The organism is Plantactinospora sp. BC1 (assembly GCF_003030345.1).
GTDB lineage: Bacteria > Actinomycetota > Actinomycetes > Mycobacteriales > Micromonosporaceae > Plantactinospora.
This window is the reverse complement of the sequence record NZ_CP028158.1, coordinates 7,750,877-7,767,151: the sequence shown is the minus strand read 5'-3', so window position 1 is coordinate 7,767,151 and position 16,275 is coordinate 7,750,877. Positions and strand designations below refer to the sequence as shown.

Below are 16,275 nucleotides of genomic sequence, written 5' to 3'. Positions count from 1 at the left end.
TCCGGGTCGCCGGGGAGCACGGTTGGCTCCCCGGCGACCCGGACGATTGACCCGGCGCCGGGCGAATCGCTCCGGTGCCGGGCCGGCATCACATGAAGTACCGCAGCCAGACGTAGATCCAGGCGAGCACGGTACTCATGATCGTGACGATGATGCCGTAGCGGGTGAACTGCCAGAACGAGATCCGGTGACCGGTACGGGCGGCGATGCCGATCGCCACCACGTTGGCGCTGGCGGCGACCGCGGTGCCGTTGCCGCCGAAGTCGGCGCCGAAGGCGAACGCCCACCAGAGTGCCTGCCCGGTCTGCGGGTCCGGTGCCGTGGCGACCAGCCCCTCCACCACCGGTGCCATGGTGGCGACGTACGGGATGTTGTCGAAGAACGCCCCGAGCACCGCCGAGCCGAAGAGCAGCGCGGTGGCGGCACCGAAGAAGTTGCCGTCCACCTGCTCGATCACCCACTCGCCGAAGGTGGTGATCACGCCGGTGTGCACCAGCCCGGCGACCATCACGAACAGCCCCATGAAGAAGACCAGGGTCGGCCACTCGACCTCGCCGAGCACGTCGGAGACGTCCATCTTGGACACCAGCAGCATCACCCCGGCGCCGACCATCGCCACCACCGACGGGTCGACGTGCAGCACCGAGTGCAGCCCGAAGGCGACCACCACCAGGCCGAGCACCACCAGGCAGCGGACCAGCAGCCGTACGTCGGTGATCGCCCGTCGCTCCTGCAACGCCAGTACCGCCTCGACGTGCTCCGGGTTGTACTTGAACGACTTGCGGAACAGCACCCGGGTGAAGAGTACGAAGACCGCGAAGATCACCACGACGGCCGGCGCCATGTGCACCAGGAAGTCGGTGAAGGTCAGTCCGGCGCGACTGCCGATGATGATGTTGGGCGGGTCGCCGATCAGGGTCGCGGCGCCACCGATGTTGGAGGCCAGGATCTCGGCGATCAGGTACGGCTGCGCCGGGATGTGCAGCCGGTTGCAGACCACCACCGTCACCGGGGCGACCAGCATGATCGTCGTGACGTTGTCCAGGAACGGCGAGGCGATGGCGGTGATCAGCATCAGCATCACCATCAGCCGGTACGGCCGGCCGGACGATCTCTTCGCGGCCCAGATCGCCAGGTAGTCGAAGAGGCCGGTCTGTTTCAGCACCCCAACGATGATCATCATTCCGAGCAGCAGGAAGATGACTTTCCAGTCGATCCCCTCGTGCTCGGAGAAGTAGACCTCCGCCCCCGGCGCGAAGCCGAACACCAGCATCGCGGCGGCGGCGATCAGCACCACCTTGACCTTGTCCACCTTCTCGGTGGCGATGAAGAAGAACGCCACCACGAAGATGACGAGCGCGGCGACGGCGCTCATCGGGCGTACTCCGGTCCGGTCGTGCTGCCACCCGGGGCGGCGCCGCCGGAGGGGCCGGCCGCCGCACGACGCGCGGCGGCCGGCCGGGCCGGGGTCAGGTGTCGGAGTCGGCCACCGCGAACTCGGCGAGTACCCGGTCCAGGGTGATCGCCCCGACGAGTACCCCGGCGCCGTCGACCACCGCCACCAGCGGGCTGCGCTGTCGAGCCATCAGCGCGGCGACCTCCAGCAGCGTTCCGTCCAGGCCGACGGTGGTCACCCGGTCCGGTTCCCGGAACAGGCAGTCGCCGACGGTCAGGTTGTCCAGTTCCTCCCAGAAGAGGTCGGCGCGGGCCTCGTCGATGGTCCGGGCCAGCATCGGATCCTCCCGATAGGCCCTCGGCACCGCCATCCGGAGCACCTGGGTGCCGGGGAGCACCGTCTTCGGCCGGCCGCGGTCGTCCACCACGATCATGCCCGGCAGCCGGCGGAGCGCCATCAGCCGGACCGCCCGGGCCACCGAGTCTCGGACGGTCACCGTCGGTACCACCGCGGCGATCTGCTGCGCCTGCATTCCACCATCTCCCTGGGCGCGGGCCGGCATCGGCCGTCGCGCCGCAACGGTAGGGCCTGAGGGATTGTTCGACAACATAGCCTCCCGATGACGACGGGTTCTCCCGCCGGCAGGGGGCCTGGCCGGCGGGGCGGCCGCGTGGGCGTACCGCGATCACGCGGATCCGCCGTGCAGCTCGGCGAGACGGCGCTCCAGGCTGGCCAGCCGGTCTGCGATCGGTGCGCTGTGCAGCACCTCGGCGATCTGGTCGGCCTCGTCGTGTTCCAGTGCGATCCGGTCCACCGGTACGTCCGGATCGTCCGGCCCGTACAGCAGCAGCGACCGCAGGCCGGCCTGGTCCAGCAGTACGCCGAACCGTTGCCCGCCCCGGGTCAGGAAGTGGTGTACGACGCCGACGCCGGGAACTGTGGTCCGGGTGATGTCCACTGTGGCCTCGCTCGGGGTAGGGGCGGCGGGGCGGCGCCGTCCCGTACGCCGGCCGTGGTCGGGCTCGGTCGCAGGGGTTCGGATGCCGGTTCCGGTCTCGGTCTCGGGTTGGCCGCCGGTTCCGATATCAAGAATTCGGGACGGCACCCCGGCCGACCATCGGGTGCGACACCCATCTGCGGTGGGGCGGAACATGCAGGTGGCCGGGGTGTTGACCGGTCGGGCACGCCGGGGTTGGGTGTCGGATCAGATGGACAAAACAGCAGCTCCCGGGCGAGGCTGGCAGCGTGACCGACACCGCTGACCGGGCAGCCGCGCCCGGACCGGACAGCCCGGGACGATCCGGCGCTTCCGGCCGTCCCGGGCGCCGGGCACCCGCCCAGGCGCTGTTCCGGCGGCTGTTCCTGCTCAACGGCCTGGTCTTCACGGTCGGCACGCTGGTGCTCGCGCTCTCCCCGGCGACCGTCTCGTCGCCGGTGCTGCTGGCCGAGATCCCGGTGCTGACCATCGGGCTGGCCCTGATCCTGGCGGCGAACGCCCTGCTGCTCCGGGCCAGCCTGGCCCCGCTCGACGCGCTGACCACGCTGATGCGCCGGGTCGACCTGCTGCGTACCGGCGACCGGCTGGTCGACGCCGGCAACGGCGACCTGACCAACCTGATCGAGACCTTCAACGCGATGCTCGACCGGCTGGAGGCGGAACGCAGCGCGAGCAGCGCACACGCGCTCGCCGCCCAGGAGGGGGAGCGGCAGCGGATCGCCCGGGAGCTGCACGACGAGATCGGGCAGAGCCTCACGGTGGTGCTGCTCGGGCTGAAACGGGCGGTGGACCGCGCCCCGGCCGAGCTGCGCGAGGAGCTGCACGCGGTGCAGGAGACGCTGCGGGAGAGCCTCGACGACGTGGGGCGGGTGGCCCGGCGGCTCCGGCCGGACGTACTGGAGGATCTGGGGCTGCTCAGCGCGATGAACGCGCTGGCGACGGAGTTCTCCCAGGTCAGCGGGGTGCCGGTGGTGCGCCGGTCGACGCCCGACCTGCCGGCGCTGAGCGCCGAGAAGGAGTTGGTGATCTATCGGATCGCCCAGGAGAGCCTGACCAACGTGGCCCGGCACGCCCGGGCCGGCCGGGTCGAGCTGTCGCTGCGGGCCGAGGCCGGCACGGTGGTGCTGCGGGTCGTCGACGACGGCCTCGGCGAGATAGCCCGGGAGGGCGCCGGCATCCGAGGGATGCGGGAGCGGGCACTGTTGATCGGGGCCCGGCTGACCATCACCGCCACCCCCGGCTCCGGCACCGAGATCCGGCTGGCCGTACCCGCCGACGACTCGGCGGAGAGGGAGGCGTGACCATGTCCGCGACCGTGACCCGGGTCCTGCTGGCGGACGACCACGCGCTGGTCCGCCGGGGACTGCGGCTGATCCTCGACGCCGAGCCCGACCTGCGGGTGGTCGCCGAGGCGGCCGACGGGGCGGAGGCGGTGGAGGCGGTCCGGCGCACCGAGATCGACCTGGTCATCCTGGACATCGCGATGCCGAGGATGACCGGTCTCCAGGCGGCCCGGGAGATCTCCCGGCGGGCGCCCGGAGTACGCATCCTGATGCTCTCGATGCACGACAACGAGCAGTACTTCTTCGAGGCGCTCCGGGCCGGAGCCTCCGGCTACGTGCTCAAGTCGGTCGCCGACCGGGACCTGCTGGAGGCGTGCCGGGCGGCGATGCGCGGCGAGCCGTTCCTCTATCCCGGCGCGATCACCGCGCTGATCCGGGACTATCTGCACCGGGCCCGGCAGGGCGAGAAGCTGCCGGAGAGCATCCTGACACCCCGGGAGGAGGAGATCATAAAGCTGATCGCCGAGGGCAACTCCGCGAAGCAGATCGCCGAGGCGCTGGTGATAAGCGTCAAGACGGTCGACCGGCACCGCGCCAACATCCTGGCCAAACTCGGCATGCGGGACCGGATCGACCTCACCCGGTACGCCATCCGGGCCGGCCTGGTCGAGCCCTGACCCCGCGCCTCAGCGCACCCGTACGACGGTCCGCACCGTGGCCTGGTCGATCTCCGAGGTGCGGACGGTGAACCGCAGTTCCCAGTCACCGGGGACCGGAAAGCTCACCGCGCCGACCGCGTGGTGCGGCTCGATGCCCAGCATCGGGGTGTCGGTCGGCTCGACACCCTGGGCCGGCAGCCCGGCGGTCAGCGTCCACTCCACGGCCGGCAGCGGCTTGCCCTGCGGGGTGTAGACGTACGCGTGCACGGTGTTGTTCGGCCCGAGCTGCACCGGATAGATGTCGAACTGGAGGGTGTAGAGCGGTGAGGTGAGCGTCTGGGCGAAGGTGTCCGAGGCGGCGATCTCGGCCTCGATCCCGGCGTTGCGCCCGGGGGTGGTCTGCACCAGTACCGCGCTGACGCCGAGCACGACCAACCCGACCAGCACCTCCAGGCCGACCGTCCGGCGCAACCGTCGCCGTCCGGCGACCGCCGCCGCAGCGCTGTCACCGGGCGGCGCGGGCGGGCGGGCCGGTGCGGCGGCCGGCGGTACGGCGCCGGCGGAGACCAGCAGCCCGGTCCGGGCGGTGGCGGGTGCGGTGGCCAGCCCGGCGGTCGCGCGGCGGCGGACCAGGCGGCGGGCGTACCCGGCGGCGCCGAGCAGCAGCGCCAGCAGCGCCACCTTGGCCAGTACCAGCCGCCCGTAGCCGGTGCCGAGGAGTGCTCCGGGTGCGCCGATCTCGATCACCGCCTGCACCACCCCACCGGCGACCAGCCAGAGCACCGCGATGCCGGCCCAGCGGGACCAGACCGGCAGGAGGACCGCCAGCACCCGGGGGTGGGCGCTGCGCAGCGGGAAGCAGACCAGCGTCACCAGCCCGCCGAGCCAGACCGACATCGCGGCCAGGTGTACGACGGCGGCGATGCCGCTGGCCAGCGGGGTCGGCGAGGCGGCGGCGTGCCCGGCCAGCGGCCAGGTGGCCAGGCCGGCCAGCCCGAGCGCGACCAGCACCCCGACCCGGGCCCGGCCGGCCCGACCGGCCAGCACCGGCGGCAGCAGGGCGGCGACCAGCGCCAGAATGCCGAGCCTGGCGGCGAGCGCCAGCCCGAAGTCCGAGCCGAGCAGCTGCCACAGTTCGGCGGCGGAGACGTCCAGCAGCCCGGCGCCGCTGGTGTACGGCGCCTGCGTCCAGAATCCGGCCAGGGCGCCGACCGTGACCAGCGCCACACCGGCCCGGACCAGCCGGATCGCGCCCCGGCGGGGCAGCCGGCGCGGCCAGAGCAGCCCGAGCAGCAGCGTCGGGCCGATCAGCAGGACCAGGCCGGCGTACCCGAGGTATCTGGTCGCCGGCATCGCGACCTGGACGTCGGGGCGTACCGTCTCGTCGGCCGGCTCCGGCGGGGTGGCCGAGGCGGCACCGACCGCGAAGGTGTAGCTGCCGGCGACCGGATGGCTGTCGGCGGAGATCACCCGGTAGCTGACCAGGTAGCTGCCGAGCGGCCGGTCGGCGACCCGGATCGGGATCCGCAGCGTGGCGTCCCGGACGCTGGCGTCCCCGTCGTTGATCCGCTTGCCGTCCGGGGCCAGCACCTGGGCCCGGCCGGGCACCAGGGCCACCGGTTCGCTGAAGGTGATCGTGACCTCGGTGGGGGAGAAGCCGAGTACCGCCTGCTGCTGCGGCACCGTGCCGACCACCGCGGCGTGTGCCGCCGCCGGTTTGGCCGGGGCGAGCAGCACCGCCACCGCCCCGAGCAGCAGCACCGCCAGCACGGCACGCCCCAGCGCCACCACCCGGACCGACGGTCCGGCTTCGAGCGGTCCGGTTTCGGGCGCTACGGGTTCGAGCGGTCCGGGTTCGAGCGGAGAACGTCCCACCTCAGTTAGATCGTTTTTCGGCGCCGGGAAGTTCAATCCGCCATCTGACTGAGTGGAAACTTTGTTCACCTCCTGTGGTAGGAACCCTGCGTGTCCCCGGATCTCGACGACGAATTCCGCTGGCTGGAGGCGCTCTCCGGCCCCGAGGTGACCGCCTGGCTCCGCGCCCGCAACGCGGAGACCCGCGACGCGCTGGCCGACGATCCCGCGTTCGCCGCGCTGGAGGCCGAGCTGCGACAGGTGCTGGACGCCGCCGACCGGGTGCCGTTCGTGCACTGGGACGGAACCTACCTCTACAACCTCTGGAAGGACGAGGCCCACCCCCGGGGACTGTGGCGGCGTACCACCCTCGACGAGTACCGCCGGGCGGAGCCGAACTGGGAGGTGCTGCTCGACGTCGACGCGCTGGCCGCCGCCGAGGGCGAGCCGTGGACCTGGCAGGGCGCGGTCGTGGCGCGGCCCGGGTACCGACGCTGCCTGCTCCGGCTGGCCCGGGGCGGCTCGGACGCGAGCGTGGTCCGCGAGTTCGACCTGACGACCCGGACCTTCGTACCCGACGGCTTCTGCCTGCCCGAGGCGAAGAGCGACGTCGGCTGGATCGACGCCGACCACATCTACGTCGGCACCGACTTCGGCCCCGGGTCGCTGACCGCCTCCGGCTACCCCCGGATCGTCAAGCGCTGGCGCCGGGGTACGCCACTCGCCGAGGCCACCGTCGTCTACCAGGGTCGGGACGACGACGTCTCGGTGTACGCCGTGCACGACCCCACCCCCGGCTTCGTCCGCGACTTCCTCGGCCGCCGGCTCGACTTCTTCCGCCGGGAGGAATTCCTGCGCACCGTCGACGGCGAACTGGTCCGGATCGACGTGCCGGAGGACGCCGGAACCGACGTACACCGGGAGTGGCTGCTGATCACCCTCCGCTCGGACTGGACGGTGGCCGACCGGACGTACGCCGCCGGAACGATCCTGGTCACCCGGCTGGACCGGTTCCTCGCCGGTGAGCGCGACCTGACCGTCGTCTTCGCCCCCGGCCCGGAGAGCGCGCCCGGCCGGCACGCCTGGACCCGGGGGCACCTGATCCTGAACACCCTGGTGGACGTGCGGAGCCGGACCGAGGTGCTCAGCCCCGGCGAGGACGGCTGGCGACGGCGTCCGCTGCTGGAGACCGCCGCCGCTCCGGGCGACGAGCGGCACGTCGTCATCGTCGACACCAACCCGGAGCAGAGCGACGAGTACCTGCTGGCCAGCACCGGTTTCCTGGCGCCGACCGCGCTGCACTACGGCACGGTCGACGGGTCGGCCGAGACGCTGAAGCGGGACCCGGCGTTCTTCGACCCGGCCGGGATGACGGTCCGGCAGTTGCACGCCCGGTCCGCCGACGGGACCCGGGTGCCGTACTTTCTGGTCGGGCCGGCGGGTGAGTCGACCGGGCCGACCCTGCTGACCGGGTACGGCGGCTTCGAGGTGGCCTGGACACCGAGCTACAGCGGGATCATCGGCCGGGGATGGCTGGCCAGGGGCGGCAGGTACGTGGTCGCCAACATCCGGGGCGGTGGCGAGTACGGCCCGCGCTGGCACCGGGCGGCGCTGCGGGAGAACCGGCTGCGGGCGTACGAGGACTTCGCCGCCGTGGCGACCGACCTGGTCGACCGGGGCGTCACCGTGCCGGCCCGGCTCGGCATCGAGGGCGGCAGCAACGGCGGGCTGCTGATGGGCGTGATGCTGACCCGGTTTCCGGAGCTGTTCGGTGCGGTGGTGGCCCGGGTGCCGCTCTTCGACATGCGCCGCTACCACCTGCTGCTGGCCGGCGCCTCCTGGATGGCCGAGTACGGCGACCCGGACGACGAGGCCGACTGGGCGTTCCTGCGCGAGTACTCGCCCTACCAGAACGTCCGGCCGGGTCGGGCGTATCCGCCGGTCCTCTTCGTCACCTCGTCCCGGGACGACCGGGTGCACCCGGGGCACGCCCGCAAGATGGCGGCCCGGATGCGGAGCTACGGCTACGACGTCTCCTACTACGAGAACGTCGAGGGCGGGCACGGCGCCGCCGCCGACAACGCGCAACTGGCCTTCAAGTGGGCGCTGATGCTGCGCTTCCTCTGGCGCCGGCTGACCGACCCGCCGCACTGACCCGCCCGCCGGGCTGACGCGCTCGCCGGACCGGCCGCGTTCAGGCGCTGTCTAGCCCGCTGGGCTGACGCGCTCGCCTGGCCCGCCACGTTGACGCGCTCGCCCGGCCGGCTCGTCCGGGTGATGTGCCGGGGGTGCGGCGATGTCGGCCCGGATCCGCGTCCGGCCGGTGGCGGCGCGCGGCCGGTGGCGGCGCGCGGCCGGTGGCGGCGCGCGGCCGGCTCAGTCGTCGGCGGCCGGGCTGCCCCGGTGGTGGTCGAGGAGCCGGGTCAGCAGCCGGGTCAACTGGTCGCGTTCGGCCGGGGCGAGCGGGGCGAGCAGGTCGTCCTGGATCCGGGTCAGCCGCTGGTCCAGGCGGCGGAGCTGGCGTCGCCCGGCCGGGGTGAGGGTGATGACGTTGCGCCGCCGGTCGGTCGGGTCGGGGGAGCGTTCGACCAACTGCCGGTCGGCGAGGTCGTTGACCGCCGCCACCACGTCGCTGAGGTGGATGCCGCTGCGCCGGCCCAGGTCGGCCTGGCTGGTCGGGCCGACCTCGTCGAGGGTGAGCAACAGCCGGTAGTGGTAGCCCCGGGAGCCGATCTCCGCGAACCCCTCGGTGACCAGCCGGTGGGCGTGCCGGGCGGTCTGGGTCAGCAGCCAGCTCGGCAGGCCGGCCAGCCGAGCTGGCGGGCTCTCTCCGGTCGGGCTCTCCACGGTGACCACCCTAACAAAGTCGTTCGGAGGACTAACGGTTCCGGTGCCGGTCGTACTATCGTTAGTGCTCCAAACGTTAGTCGCACTAATGACGCGTCGAGACCCGCGACCGAGGTCGCGGAGTCGAGGGAGGACGACCGCATGATCAAGCCGTTCCGGATCGAGATCCCGGAGGCCGACCTGACCGACCTGGCCGAGCGGCTGCGCCGGACCAGGTGGCCGGAGCAGCTACCCGAGGCGGGCTGGGACTACGGCATCCCGCTCGAACGGGTACGCGAACTCGCCGACCACTGGCGCACCGGCTACGACTGGCGGCGGCAGGAGGCCGCGCTGAACGAGCTGCCGCAGTACACCACCGAGATCGACGGGCAGAACGTGCACTTCCTGCACCTGCGCGCCGCCGACCCGGACGCGCTGCCGCTGCTGCTCACGCACGGCTGGCCGGGATCGGTCGTCGAGTTCCTGGACGTGCTCGGCCCACTCGCCGAGGACTTCCACCTCGTCGTACCCTCCATCCCCGGGTACGGCTTCTCCGGGCCGACCCGGGAACGCGGCTGGGACGTGCACCGGGTCGCCCGCGCCTGGGCCGAACTCATGCGCCGGCTCGGTTACCGGCGCTACGGCGCCCACGGCGGCGACTGGGGCTCGGCCATCTCCCGCGCCCTCGGCGAGTACGCCCCGGAGAACGTCGTCGGGGTGCACCTGACGTACCTGCCCACGCCACCGCCACCCGGCTGGACCGGTGAGGCCGAGCTGTCGGAGTCGGACCGGGAGCGGCTGGCCCGGATCCGGCAGTACGTCGCCCAGCGCCCCGGTTACATGGTGTTGCAGAGCACCCGGCCGCAGACCCCGGCGTACGCGCTGACCGACTCGCCGGTCGGACAACTCGCCTGGATCGCCGAGAAGTTCACCGAGTGGACCGATCCGAGTTCGACGATCCCGGTGGACCGGCTGCTCACCAACGTGATGCTCTACTGGCTCACCGGCACCGCCGGCTCGTCGGCCCGGCTGCACCGGGAGAGTCCGATCGGGCCGCAGAGCTGCCCGGTGCCGGTCGGGGTGGCGGTCTTCGCGCACGACATCACCCGGTCGATCCGGAGCCTCGCGGAGCGGGCGTACCCGATCGTCCGGTGGAGCGAGTTCGACCGGGGCGGCCACTTCGCCGCGCTGGAGGTGCCGGAACTCCTCGTCGACGACGTCCGGGCGTTCTTCTGGGGCCTCCGCTGAAACGCCTTCGTCGGTACGCCTTCGTCGGTACGCCTTCGTCGGCACGCCTTCGTCGGCACGCCTTCGTTGGCGTGCCGGGTCAGCTACCGCCGCCGCCTCCGCCGCAACCGCCGCCGCCCCCGCAGCCACTTCCGGCACTGTCGCTCCCGCCACCGTGCCAGCCGCCGCTGTCGGAGCCGAACCCGCCCACACTGCACACGAAGCCGCCGCTGCCGCCCGAGTCGCCGCTCGACCCGCCGGCCGTGGCGACCCCGAGCCGCTGCTGGATCCCGGCCTCGGCGGCGAACTCCGGGTCCGCCGCCCAGAACGCCGCCGGGCCGAAGAGCGCGACCGACATCGCCGCGCCGGTCGGACCGTAGGTGTTCCAGGCCGGCTGCTGGGCCGGGGACAGGTGCGCGTGTGCGGTACGCAGGTTGCCCAGCGCCCAGTCGCCGGCCCGGGTCCGCACCGGTGGCCGGCGTCCGAGCAGTACGGTGGCGATGCCCAGCCCGACCAGGACGAGCACCAGCGGCAGCCAGGGCTCGCCGGTCGAGACCTCGGCGAGCAACCGGAGTACGCCGAGCAGCAGCACCCCGCCGAGGAGCCAGGTCGAGCCGCGAAGTGCCCGCCGGGTCTCGGCCCCGGGCATCAGCCCGGCCTGCTCCAGCCCGGTACGCAGCCGGGACAGCTCCATCGCGACGCCCGAGTCCCAGGTCAGCTCCCGTGGTCGGCGACGCTGCCCGGCGAAGCGGTGGACCGCCGCCGCCAGACCGCTCGCCCCGACCGGCCGGTCCCCGGCGACCACCAGGTACCGGTCCGGGGCGGGACCGATCGCGATCGCACCGGCGTTGCGCAACCCGGCCAGGGCCGTGTAGACGGCCAGCCGCTCGCCGCCGTTGAGGTAGCCGACCTGGTCGGCGGTCAGCGCCGAGGTGCGTACGCTCTCCGGCCCGGCGAGGATCTGTCGACGCCGCGCGGTGGCGTACCCGACGACCACCACCGCCAGCAGGAGGTAGCCCGCCAGGAAGGCCGACGCGCTGATTCCCCAGGTCAGGTTGCTCGGATCAAGAGTCATGGCCCCGTCTCCGTCCACTTAGGCCGAACGTTCTTAGATTGTGCGGCCGGGAGGACGGAGCAGTGCCGTTGATCACTGTTTCTTGACCGAAGCTTGCGGCTGGCGGGCCGGTTCGTCCGCAAGCCGGAGCTTTCGGCCGGGTACCGGAACGCTCAGCTGACCGCCGTACGGACGCCGAGGCCGACCAGGATCGCGCCGGTCGCCCGGTCGAGTGCCCGGCGGACCCGTACGGTGCGCAGTAGCCGGGCGGCCGCGCCCGAGATCGCGGTCCAGCCGGCGAGCCAGCAGCCGGCGAGGAGCGCGTGCGCGGTGCCGAGCACCAGCATCGGGACCAGCACCGGTCCCCGCACGTCGAGGAACTGCGGTGCGAGGGTCAGATAGACGGCCGCCGCCTTCGGGTTGAGTACGTTGCCGAGAAATCCCTGAAGGTACGGGTGGTGCCCGCGCCACGGCAGCCGCCGGGCCGGGGGCGCGGCCGGCTCGTCCACCGTGCTCGGTCGGCGGCGGCTCGCCGACCGGATCAACCACAGTCCGAGGCCGACGAGATAGCCGGCACCGAGCAGTTTGACCAGCAGGAATGCCTGCGAGGAGCGGAGTACCAGCGCGGCCAGCCCGACGGCGGCGAGCAGGGCGTGCACGTAGAGGCCGCTGAGCGTACCCAGGATCACCCACCAGCCCTGCCGGCGCCCACCGGCGGCGACCCGCGAGACGACCAGGGCCAGACTGGTGCCCGGGGTCGCGGTGATCGGCGCGACGGCGGCCAGGAAGCCGAGTACGGCGATGCCCCGCATGCTCAGCCGACGACCCGGTAGTGCGTGGTCAGCAGGCCCGCGTCGTCGTAGACGTGGAACGCCACCCCGGGTGGCTGGGTCAGGTCGAGCAGCGGCCCGTCGCCCTCCCAGGGCAGCCGGAGTGTGGAGGCGACGCCGGGGGCGATCCGGAGCGGCCGGCCGGCGAAGGTGCTCGCGGCAGCGGTGTGGAAGTGCCCGGTCAGCACCGCGACGACCTGCGGGTGGCCGGCGAGGAGTTCGGCCAGCGGCTCGGCCGGGAGCAGCCGGATCGGGTCGGCGACCGGATGGTGCAGCGCGACCGGCGGGTGGTGGAAGGCGACGAAGACCGGTGCCCCGGCCGGCGTCGAGCCGAGTTGGTCGGCGAGCCAGCCCATGGTCTCCGCGTCGAGGTGCCCGTCGTCGCGGCCGGGCACCGACGAGTCGGCGAGCAGGAAGACCGCGCCGGCCACGTCGTGCCGGCGGTTGATCGGGCCGGTTCCGCCGCGTGGGTCGCCGAGCAGACCCTTCCGGTACGCGTCCCGCGCGTCGTGGTTGCCCGGGCAGACCAGCACCGGCAGCGGCGAGGCGAGGAGCTTGGCCGCGATCTCGTATTCGGCCACCTCGCCGTGGTCGGCGATGTCCCCGGTGACCAGGATCGCGTCGACCGGTCGCGGCAGGGCGTGCAGGTAGTCCATCACCCGGGCGGTCCGGTCCGCCGACCGGGGATCGCTGTCCAGGTGGGTGTCGCTGAGGTGGGCGATGACGAGCACTCGGTTCCCCCTAATGGTTACTCGCGCTTCAACCATTAGGGACGCTACCCTGGGCCCGGTCGCCCGGACAAGCCGCCAGCAGCGGAGACCCGTCAGCAGAGGAGAGGCAGGATGTCCCAGCAACTCGCGCTCGCCCTCGCCGGCACGATCCGGCACGACGGCAACGGCGGCGTCGCGGACGACCTCGCCGACGTCTCCGGGCTGACCGGCTGGCTCGGGGAGCAGGCCGAGCCACTGCGCGAGTACGCCGGCAGTCTCGATCCGGACGGGGAACTGGCCGACGAGCGGCTCCGGCTCGACGTGGTCGGGGTGCGCCGCGCCGCGCGTACCCTCTTCGCCCGGGCGGTCCACCCGGGGCCGCCGAGCCGGGCCGACTCCGCCGCGCTGCTCCCGGCGCAGGAGGCCGTCGACCAGCTCAACCGGGCCGCCGGGCTCTGGCCGGTCCGGCCGGTACTGAGCTGGCCCGACCAGGCGGAGCCCACCCTCGCCTGGTCCGGGGAACCGGCCGATGCCCGGGTACGCCTGGTCGCGGGGCTGGCCCGGGCCACGATCGAGTTCCTGACCAGCCCGGCCCGGGACCGGCTGGCCGCCTGCCCGGCGCCCCGCTGCGTGCGCTACTTCGTCCGGGAGCACCCGCGTCAGGAGTGGTGCAAGGCGTCCTGCGGCAACCGCGCCCGCGTCCACCGGCACTACCGGCGCCACGCGGCGGACCGGACCGACTGACCCGTGCTCATCCGGCCGGCGGCACTTCCGCCCGGCGTGGCGGGTTCTGCCGGTTCTGCCGGTCCGTGCCGCGCTCCGGCCCGGGTCCGCCCAGCCCAGGCGGGCTGGCCCGGAGCCGGCCCGGCGCACGCCCCGCTACCGCGGGTACGCCCGGCACCGCGCCATAGCGTTGCGGGGGTACCGCACACCCCCGGGCGATGGGAGCAGGAAGATGCGTCGGATTCTCGCCGTGCTCACCGCGGCAGCCATCGGAGTCGCACTGGTCGCACCACCGGTGCCGGCCCTGGCGGCCCCCGGTGACCAGCGCTGGTCCTGCGGCAGCGTGCCGGCCGGCTGGGTCGTGCTGGCGTACGGCGGAATCTGCGACCCGAACACCCGGGCCAGCTATCTCTTCGTGCAGCAGGCGGAGGGGATGCCCGCCGGCTCGTCCCTGACGGTGTGCCAGTTCTCGCCCATACCCGGCGGTTGGCGGATCGTCTACGGGCCCGTGCACCTGAGTGCCTGCGTCGTCAACTGGGGCAGCTCCTCGCCCAACGCGTACATCATCTCCAACTCCTGACCGTCACGCCGGGCGGCCGTCGGTGCCGGGTACCTGCTGGCGCAGTACCCGCAGGTGTGCGGCCCGGAGTTCCGCGCCGGGCAGTACCCCGAGTTCGTCGGCGAGGCGTGCCCGCAACCGGCCGAAGAGCCGCAGCGCGCTCGCCTGCTGCCCGGTACCGGCCAGCGCCAGCATCAGCCGGGCGTGCAGCCCCTCGTGCAACTGCTCCACCTCGGCCACCTCGGCCAGCGGCGTCGTCGCCCGACCGGCGGCGCTGGTCGCGAAGGCGAGGTCGGCCAGGGTCAGTACGCAGTCCAACCGGTGCCGGGACAGGGCCGTCGCGGCGGGATGCCGGAGCAGCCCGGTCCCGGCACCGGCGAGCAGCGGCCCGCGCCAGCAGGCCAGCCCGGCGGAGAAGAGTTCGACCGCCCGGTCCAGTTGCCCCCGGCGGTGCGCCCGGGCGGCCCGCTCGGCCAGGCAGCGGAAGCGTCCCGCGTCGACCCGGTCGGCCGGCAACGCGAGTCGGTACCCGTGACGGTCGCGGACGATGACCGGGGCGGTGGCCGAACCGGCGTACCCGGCGCGGACCAGCCGGCGCACCCTGGTCAGATAGGTCTGGACCAGGCCGCGACAGCTACGCGGCGGCCGGTCCCACAGCACGTCGACGATGTCGCAGACCGGCACCGGCTGGTCCGGTTGGACGGCGAGCAGACCGAGCAGGAGCTGGTGCTTCGGCGGCCCCACGTCGACCGGCCGGTCGCCGTGGCGGATCCGCAGCGGACCCAGCACGTCGATCCGGAGCGACCGGTCCCGCTCGCCGGGCCGGCCGGCGGTGGTGGTGGAGCCGAGCCGGGCCTGCTCGGCGGCGGAGAGGTCGAGGGCGGCGGCGAGCCGGTTCAGTACCCGGCGCTGCGGCTGCCGTACCCGGTCGTGCTCCAGGTCGCGTACGGTCCGTACGCCCACTCCGGCCCGGGTCGCCAGGGCAACCTGGGTCATCCCGGCCCGCGTCCGGTATCCGCGGAGCAACGCGCCGAACGTGCCCGACTCTTCGCGCACAGCGCCCGACCCCCACCGCAGCGGTAGACGTAGATGCCGATCCATCGGCTGCGCCGAGACTCGCAGCCGGGACTGGACGCCGACTGGATCGCCGCTGGACCCGGTGGGTGGCGGCTCGGCACGGTGGCGGTCGGCCCGCGCCGGATCGTCCGGCCGGACCCGGTGACCCGGTAGGAGGGCTCGGATGTCGTCCCGGGGGTACCCGGGTGCTCCTACGTACGGCGGCGAGCGGAGCCTCCCGGCCACCCGCCGCAGCCATCGGTGGGTCGGCGGAGGCCGGTCGGCGTCACGAAGTGTCGCCGGTCGACCACTATGGATGATCTAGCTCTGCGCCAAGACTGCTCCCGTGACCTATCAACCGCACGAGCCCGGCGCCTACCCGCACACCCCGCAGCAGCCGGTGTACCAGCCGCCCGGCCCGGCGTACCCGGCCCGTCCCCGACCCGGCCGGCTCGGCCGACTCGGTCCGGGGCAGAAGGCCGCGCTCTTCGTCGGTGGCCCGGTGCTCTCGCTCCTGCTCTGCTGCGGTGGGCTGGCCGCGATCGGGAACGGCGCCGATCCCGACGCCGGTTCGGCGAACACCTCCTCGGCGGCGGATGCGCCCGCTCCGGCCGCGTCGTCGGGGTCGCCGAGTTCCCCGGTGACCGAGGCGTCGCAGGTCCCGAGTCCCGCGCCGACCTCGGCGGGCCCGACGACCGAGCGACGCAGGGTCACCGAGACCCGCAGCATCCCGTTCGGTCAGCGGACCATGCAGGACTCGTCGCTGGCCAAGGGGAAGCGCGAGGTGCGGACCGCCGGGGTGAAGGGCGCGAAGACCCTCACCTACGAGGTCACCTACGTCAACGGGGTGCAGACGGCCAAGAAGCTGGTCAAAGAGGTGGTCACCAGGAAACCGGTGACCCAGGTGGTCGCGGTCGGCACCAAGGAGACCCGCAGGTGCGATCCGAACTACAGCGGTTGCGTACCGATCGCCAGTGACGTCGACTGCGCCGGTGGCGGCGGCAACGGTCCGAAGTACGTCAGCGGCCCGGTACGGGTGATCGGCGACGACATCTACGACCTGGATCGGGACGGCGACGGCTACGGCTGCGACGACTGAGC

At 73.1% G+C, this 16,275-nt stretch carries 17 protein-coding genes; 8 read left to right on the top strand and 9 right to left on the bottom strand.

Translation table 11 applies throughout. The features are described 5' to 3' along the window. Window positions 1-88: 88 nt before the first annotated feature. From C6361_RS34090 to C6361_RS34080, 3 genes are all read right to left on the bottom strand, one after another. Window positions 89-1,375: an SLC13 family permease gene (locus tag C6361_RS34090; protein WP_107270272.1), complete on the bottom strand. Its 1,287-nt coding sequence runs from the start codon at window positions 1,373-1,375 to the stop codon at window positions 89-91. Between the two features lie 94 nt (window positions 1,376-1,469). Beyond that, window positions 1,470-1,928: a CBS domain-containing protein gene (locus tag C6361_RS34085; protein ID WP_107261865.1), complete on the bottom strand. Its 459-nt coding sequence runs from the start codon at window positions 1,926-1,928 to the stop codon at window positions 1,470-1,472. Between the two features lie 153 nt (window positions 1,929-2,081). Next, entirely contained in the window at window positions 2,082-2,354 is a 273-nt protein-coding gene (locus C6361_RS34080) for a hypothetical protein (protein WP_107261863.1), read from the bottom strand. A gap of 287 nt (window positions 2,355-2,641) precedes the next feature. Between C6361_RS34080 and C6361_RS34075 the strand changes: the two genes are divergently transcribed. Together C6361_RS34075 and C6361_RS34070 are read left to right on the top strand one after the other, a co-directional pair. Beyond that, entirely contained in the window at window positions 2,642-3,694 is a 1,053-nt protein-coding gene (locus C6361_RS34075) for a sensor histidine kinase (RefSeq protein ID WP_107270270.1), read from the top strand. Window positions 3,695-3,696: 2 nt separating this feature from the next. Next, a complete protein-coding gene (locus tag C6361_RS34070) occupies window positions 3,697-4,353 on the top strand; it encodes a response regulator transcription factor (RefSeq protein ID WP_107261859.1) in 657 nt (218 codons plus the stop codon). Between the two features lie 9 nt (window positions 4,354-4,362). Here the strand turns inward: C6361_RS34070 and C6361_RS34065 are convergent, their stop codons facing one another. Further along, the gene (locus C6361_RS34065; RefSeq protein WP_369930925.1) at window positions 4,363-6,210 is read right to left on the bottom strand and encodes a copper resistance protein CopC; all 1,848 of its coding nucleotides are present in this window, start codon (window positions 6,208-6,210) and stop codon (window positions 4,363-4,365) included. 90 nt (window positions 6,211-6,300) lie between these two features. Here C6361_RS34065 and C6361_RS34060 point away from each other — a divergent pair, with 90 nt between their 5' ends. Further along, window positions 6,301-8,343, top strand: a complete 2,043-nt coding sequence (locus tag C6361_RS34060) for a prolyl oligopeptidase family protein (protein WP_107270269.1) — start codon at window positions 6,301-6,303, stop codon at window positions 8,341-8,343. A 222-nt stretch (window positions 8,344-8,565) separates the two neighbouring features. On the opposite strand, the gene C6361_RS34055 is transcribed toward C6361_RS34060, so the two are convergent. Continuing rightward, a complete protein-coding gene (locus tag C6361_RS34055) occupies window positions 8,566-9,036 on the bottom strand; it encodes a MarR family winged helix-turn-helix transcriptional regulator (RefSeq protein ID WP_107271352.1) in 471 nt (156 codons plus the stop codon). Window positions 9,037-9,177: 141 nt separating this feature from the next. On the opposite strand from C6361_RS34055, the gene C6361_RS34050 reads away from it, so the two are divergent. Then, window positions 9,178-10,263 (top strand): epoxide hydrolase family protein, encoded by a 1,086-nt coding sequence (locus C6361_RS34050; protein WP_107270267.1) that lies wholly within the window; start codon window positions 9,178-9,180, stop codon window positions 10,261-10,263. Window positions 10,264-10,342: 79 nt separating this feature from the next. Here the strand turns inward: C6361_RS34050 and C6361_RS34045 are convergent, their stop codons facing one another. The 3 genes from C6361_RS34045 to C6361_RS34035 all read right to left on the bottom strand — a co-directional run bounded on the left by C6361_RS34045 (window position 10,343) and on the right by C6361_RS34035 (window position 12,857). Then, window positions 10,343-11,317, bottom strand: a complete 975-nt coding sequence (locus tag C6361_RS34045) for a TIGR04222 domain-containing membrane protein (RefSeq protein WP_107270266.1) — start codon at window positions 11,315-11,317, stop codon at window positions 10,343-10,345. A 152-nt stretch (window positions 11,318-11,469) separates the two neighbouring features. Further along, window positions 11,470-12,108, bottom strand: coding sequence for a LysE family translocator (locus tag C6361_RS34040; RefSeq protein WP_107270264.1), 639 nt, complete (start codon window positions 12,106-12,108; stop codon window positions 11,470-11,472). A gap of 2 nt (window positions 12,109-12,110) precedes the next feature. After that, complete coding sequence (locus tag C6361_RS34035) at window positions 12,111-12,857, bottom strand: metallophosphoesterase (protein ID WP_107270262.1); 747 nt, start codon at window positions 12,855-12,857, stop codon at window positions 12,111-12,113. Window positions 12,858-12,968: 111 nt separating this feature from the next. Between C6361_RS34035 and C6361_RS34030 the strand changes: the two genes are divergently transcribed. Then, window positions 12,969-13,580, top strand: coding sequence for an ABATE domain-containing protein (locus tag C6361_RS34030; protein WP_107270260.1), 612 nt, complete (start codon window positions 12,969-12,971; stop codon window positions 13,578-13,580). Window positions 13,581-13,791: 211 nt separating this feature from the next. Continuing rightward, the gene (locus C6361_RS34025) at window positions 13,792-14,139 is read left to right on the top strand and encodes a hypothetical protein (protein ID WP_159079611.1); all 348 of its coding nucleotides are present in this window, start codon (window positions 13,792-13,794) and stop codon (window positions 14,137-14,139) included. A gap of 3 nt (window positions 14,140-14,142) precedes the next feature. On the opposite strand, the gene C6361_RS34020 is transcribed toward C6361_RS34025, so the two are convergent. Beyond that, the gene (locus C6361_RS34020) at window positions 14,143-15,219 is read right to left on the bottom strand and encodes a BTAD domain-containing putative transcriptional regulator (RefSeq protein WP_107270256.1); all 1,077 of its coding nucleotides are present in this window, start codon (window positions 15,217-15,219) and stop codon (window positions 14,143-14,145) included. Between C6361_RS34020 and C6361_RS37340 the strand changes: the two genes are divergently transcribed. Together C6361_RS37340 and C6361_RS34015 are read left to right on the top strand one after the other, a co-directional pair. Then, on the top strand, window positions 15,208-15,348 hold the full coding sequence (locus C6361_RS37340; RefSeq protein ID WP_159079609.1) for a hypothetical protein: 141 nt from the start codon (window positions 15,208-15,210) through the stop codon (window positions 15,346-15,348). The two genes, C6361_RS34020 and C6361_RS37340, sit on opposite strands and share 12 nt — an antisense overlap. Window positions 15,349-15,520: 172 nt before the next feature. After that, a complete protein-coding gene (locus tag C6361_RS34015; protein ID WP_107270254.1) occupies window positions 15,521-16,273 on the top strand; it encodes a G5 domain-containing protein in 753 nt (250 codons plus the stop codon). Window positions 16,274-16,275: the final 2 nt, after the last annotated feature.

What these genes read in the sequence shown, in the direction of transcription:
- C6361_RS34070 (WP_107261859.1), top strand. Translation starts at nt 3,697, where the DNA reads ATGTCCGCGACCGTGACCCGGGTCCTGCTGGCGGACGACCACGCGCTG.
- C6361_RS34020 (WP_107270256.1), bottom strand. Translation starts at nt 15,219, where the DNA reads ATGGATCGGCATCTACGTCTACCGCTGCGGTGGGGGTCGGGCGCTGTG.
- C6361_RS34085 (WP_107261865.1), bottom strand. Translation starts at nt 1,928, where the DNA reads ATGCAGGCGCAGCAGATCGCCGCGGTGGTACCGACGGTGACCGTCCGA.
- C6361_RS34030 (WP_107270260.1), top strand. Translation starts at nt 12,969, where the DNA reads ATGTCCCAGCAACTCGCGCTCGCCCTCGCCGGCACGATCCGGCACGAC.
- C6361_RS34050 (WP_107270267.1), top strand. Translation starts at nt 9,178, where the DNA reads ATGATCAAGCCGTTCCGGATCGAGATCCCGGAGGCCGACCTGACCGAC.
- C6361_RS34025 (WP_159079611.1), top strand. Translation starts at nt 13,792, where the DNA reads ATGCGTCGGATTCTCGCCGTGCTCACCGCGGCAGCCATCGGAGTCGCA.
- C6361_RS34090 (WP_107270272.1), bottom strand. Translation starts at nt 1,375, where the DNA reads ATGAGCGCCGTCGCCGCGCTCGTCATCTTCGTGGTGGCGTTCTTCTTC.
- C6361_RS34040 (WP_107270264.1), bottom strand. Translation starts at nt 12,108, where the DNA reads ATGCGGGGCATCGCCGTACTCGGCTTCCTGGCCGCCGTCGCGCCGATC.
- C6361_RS37340 (WP_159079609.1), top strand. Translation starts at nt 15,208, where the DNA reads ATGCCGATCCATCGGCTGCGCCGAGACTCGCAGCCGGGACTGGACGCC.
- C6361_RS34045 (WP_107270266.1), bottom strand. Translation starts at nt 11,317, where the DNA reads ATGACTCTTGATCCGAGCAACCTGACCTGGGGAATCAGCGCGTCGGCC.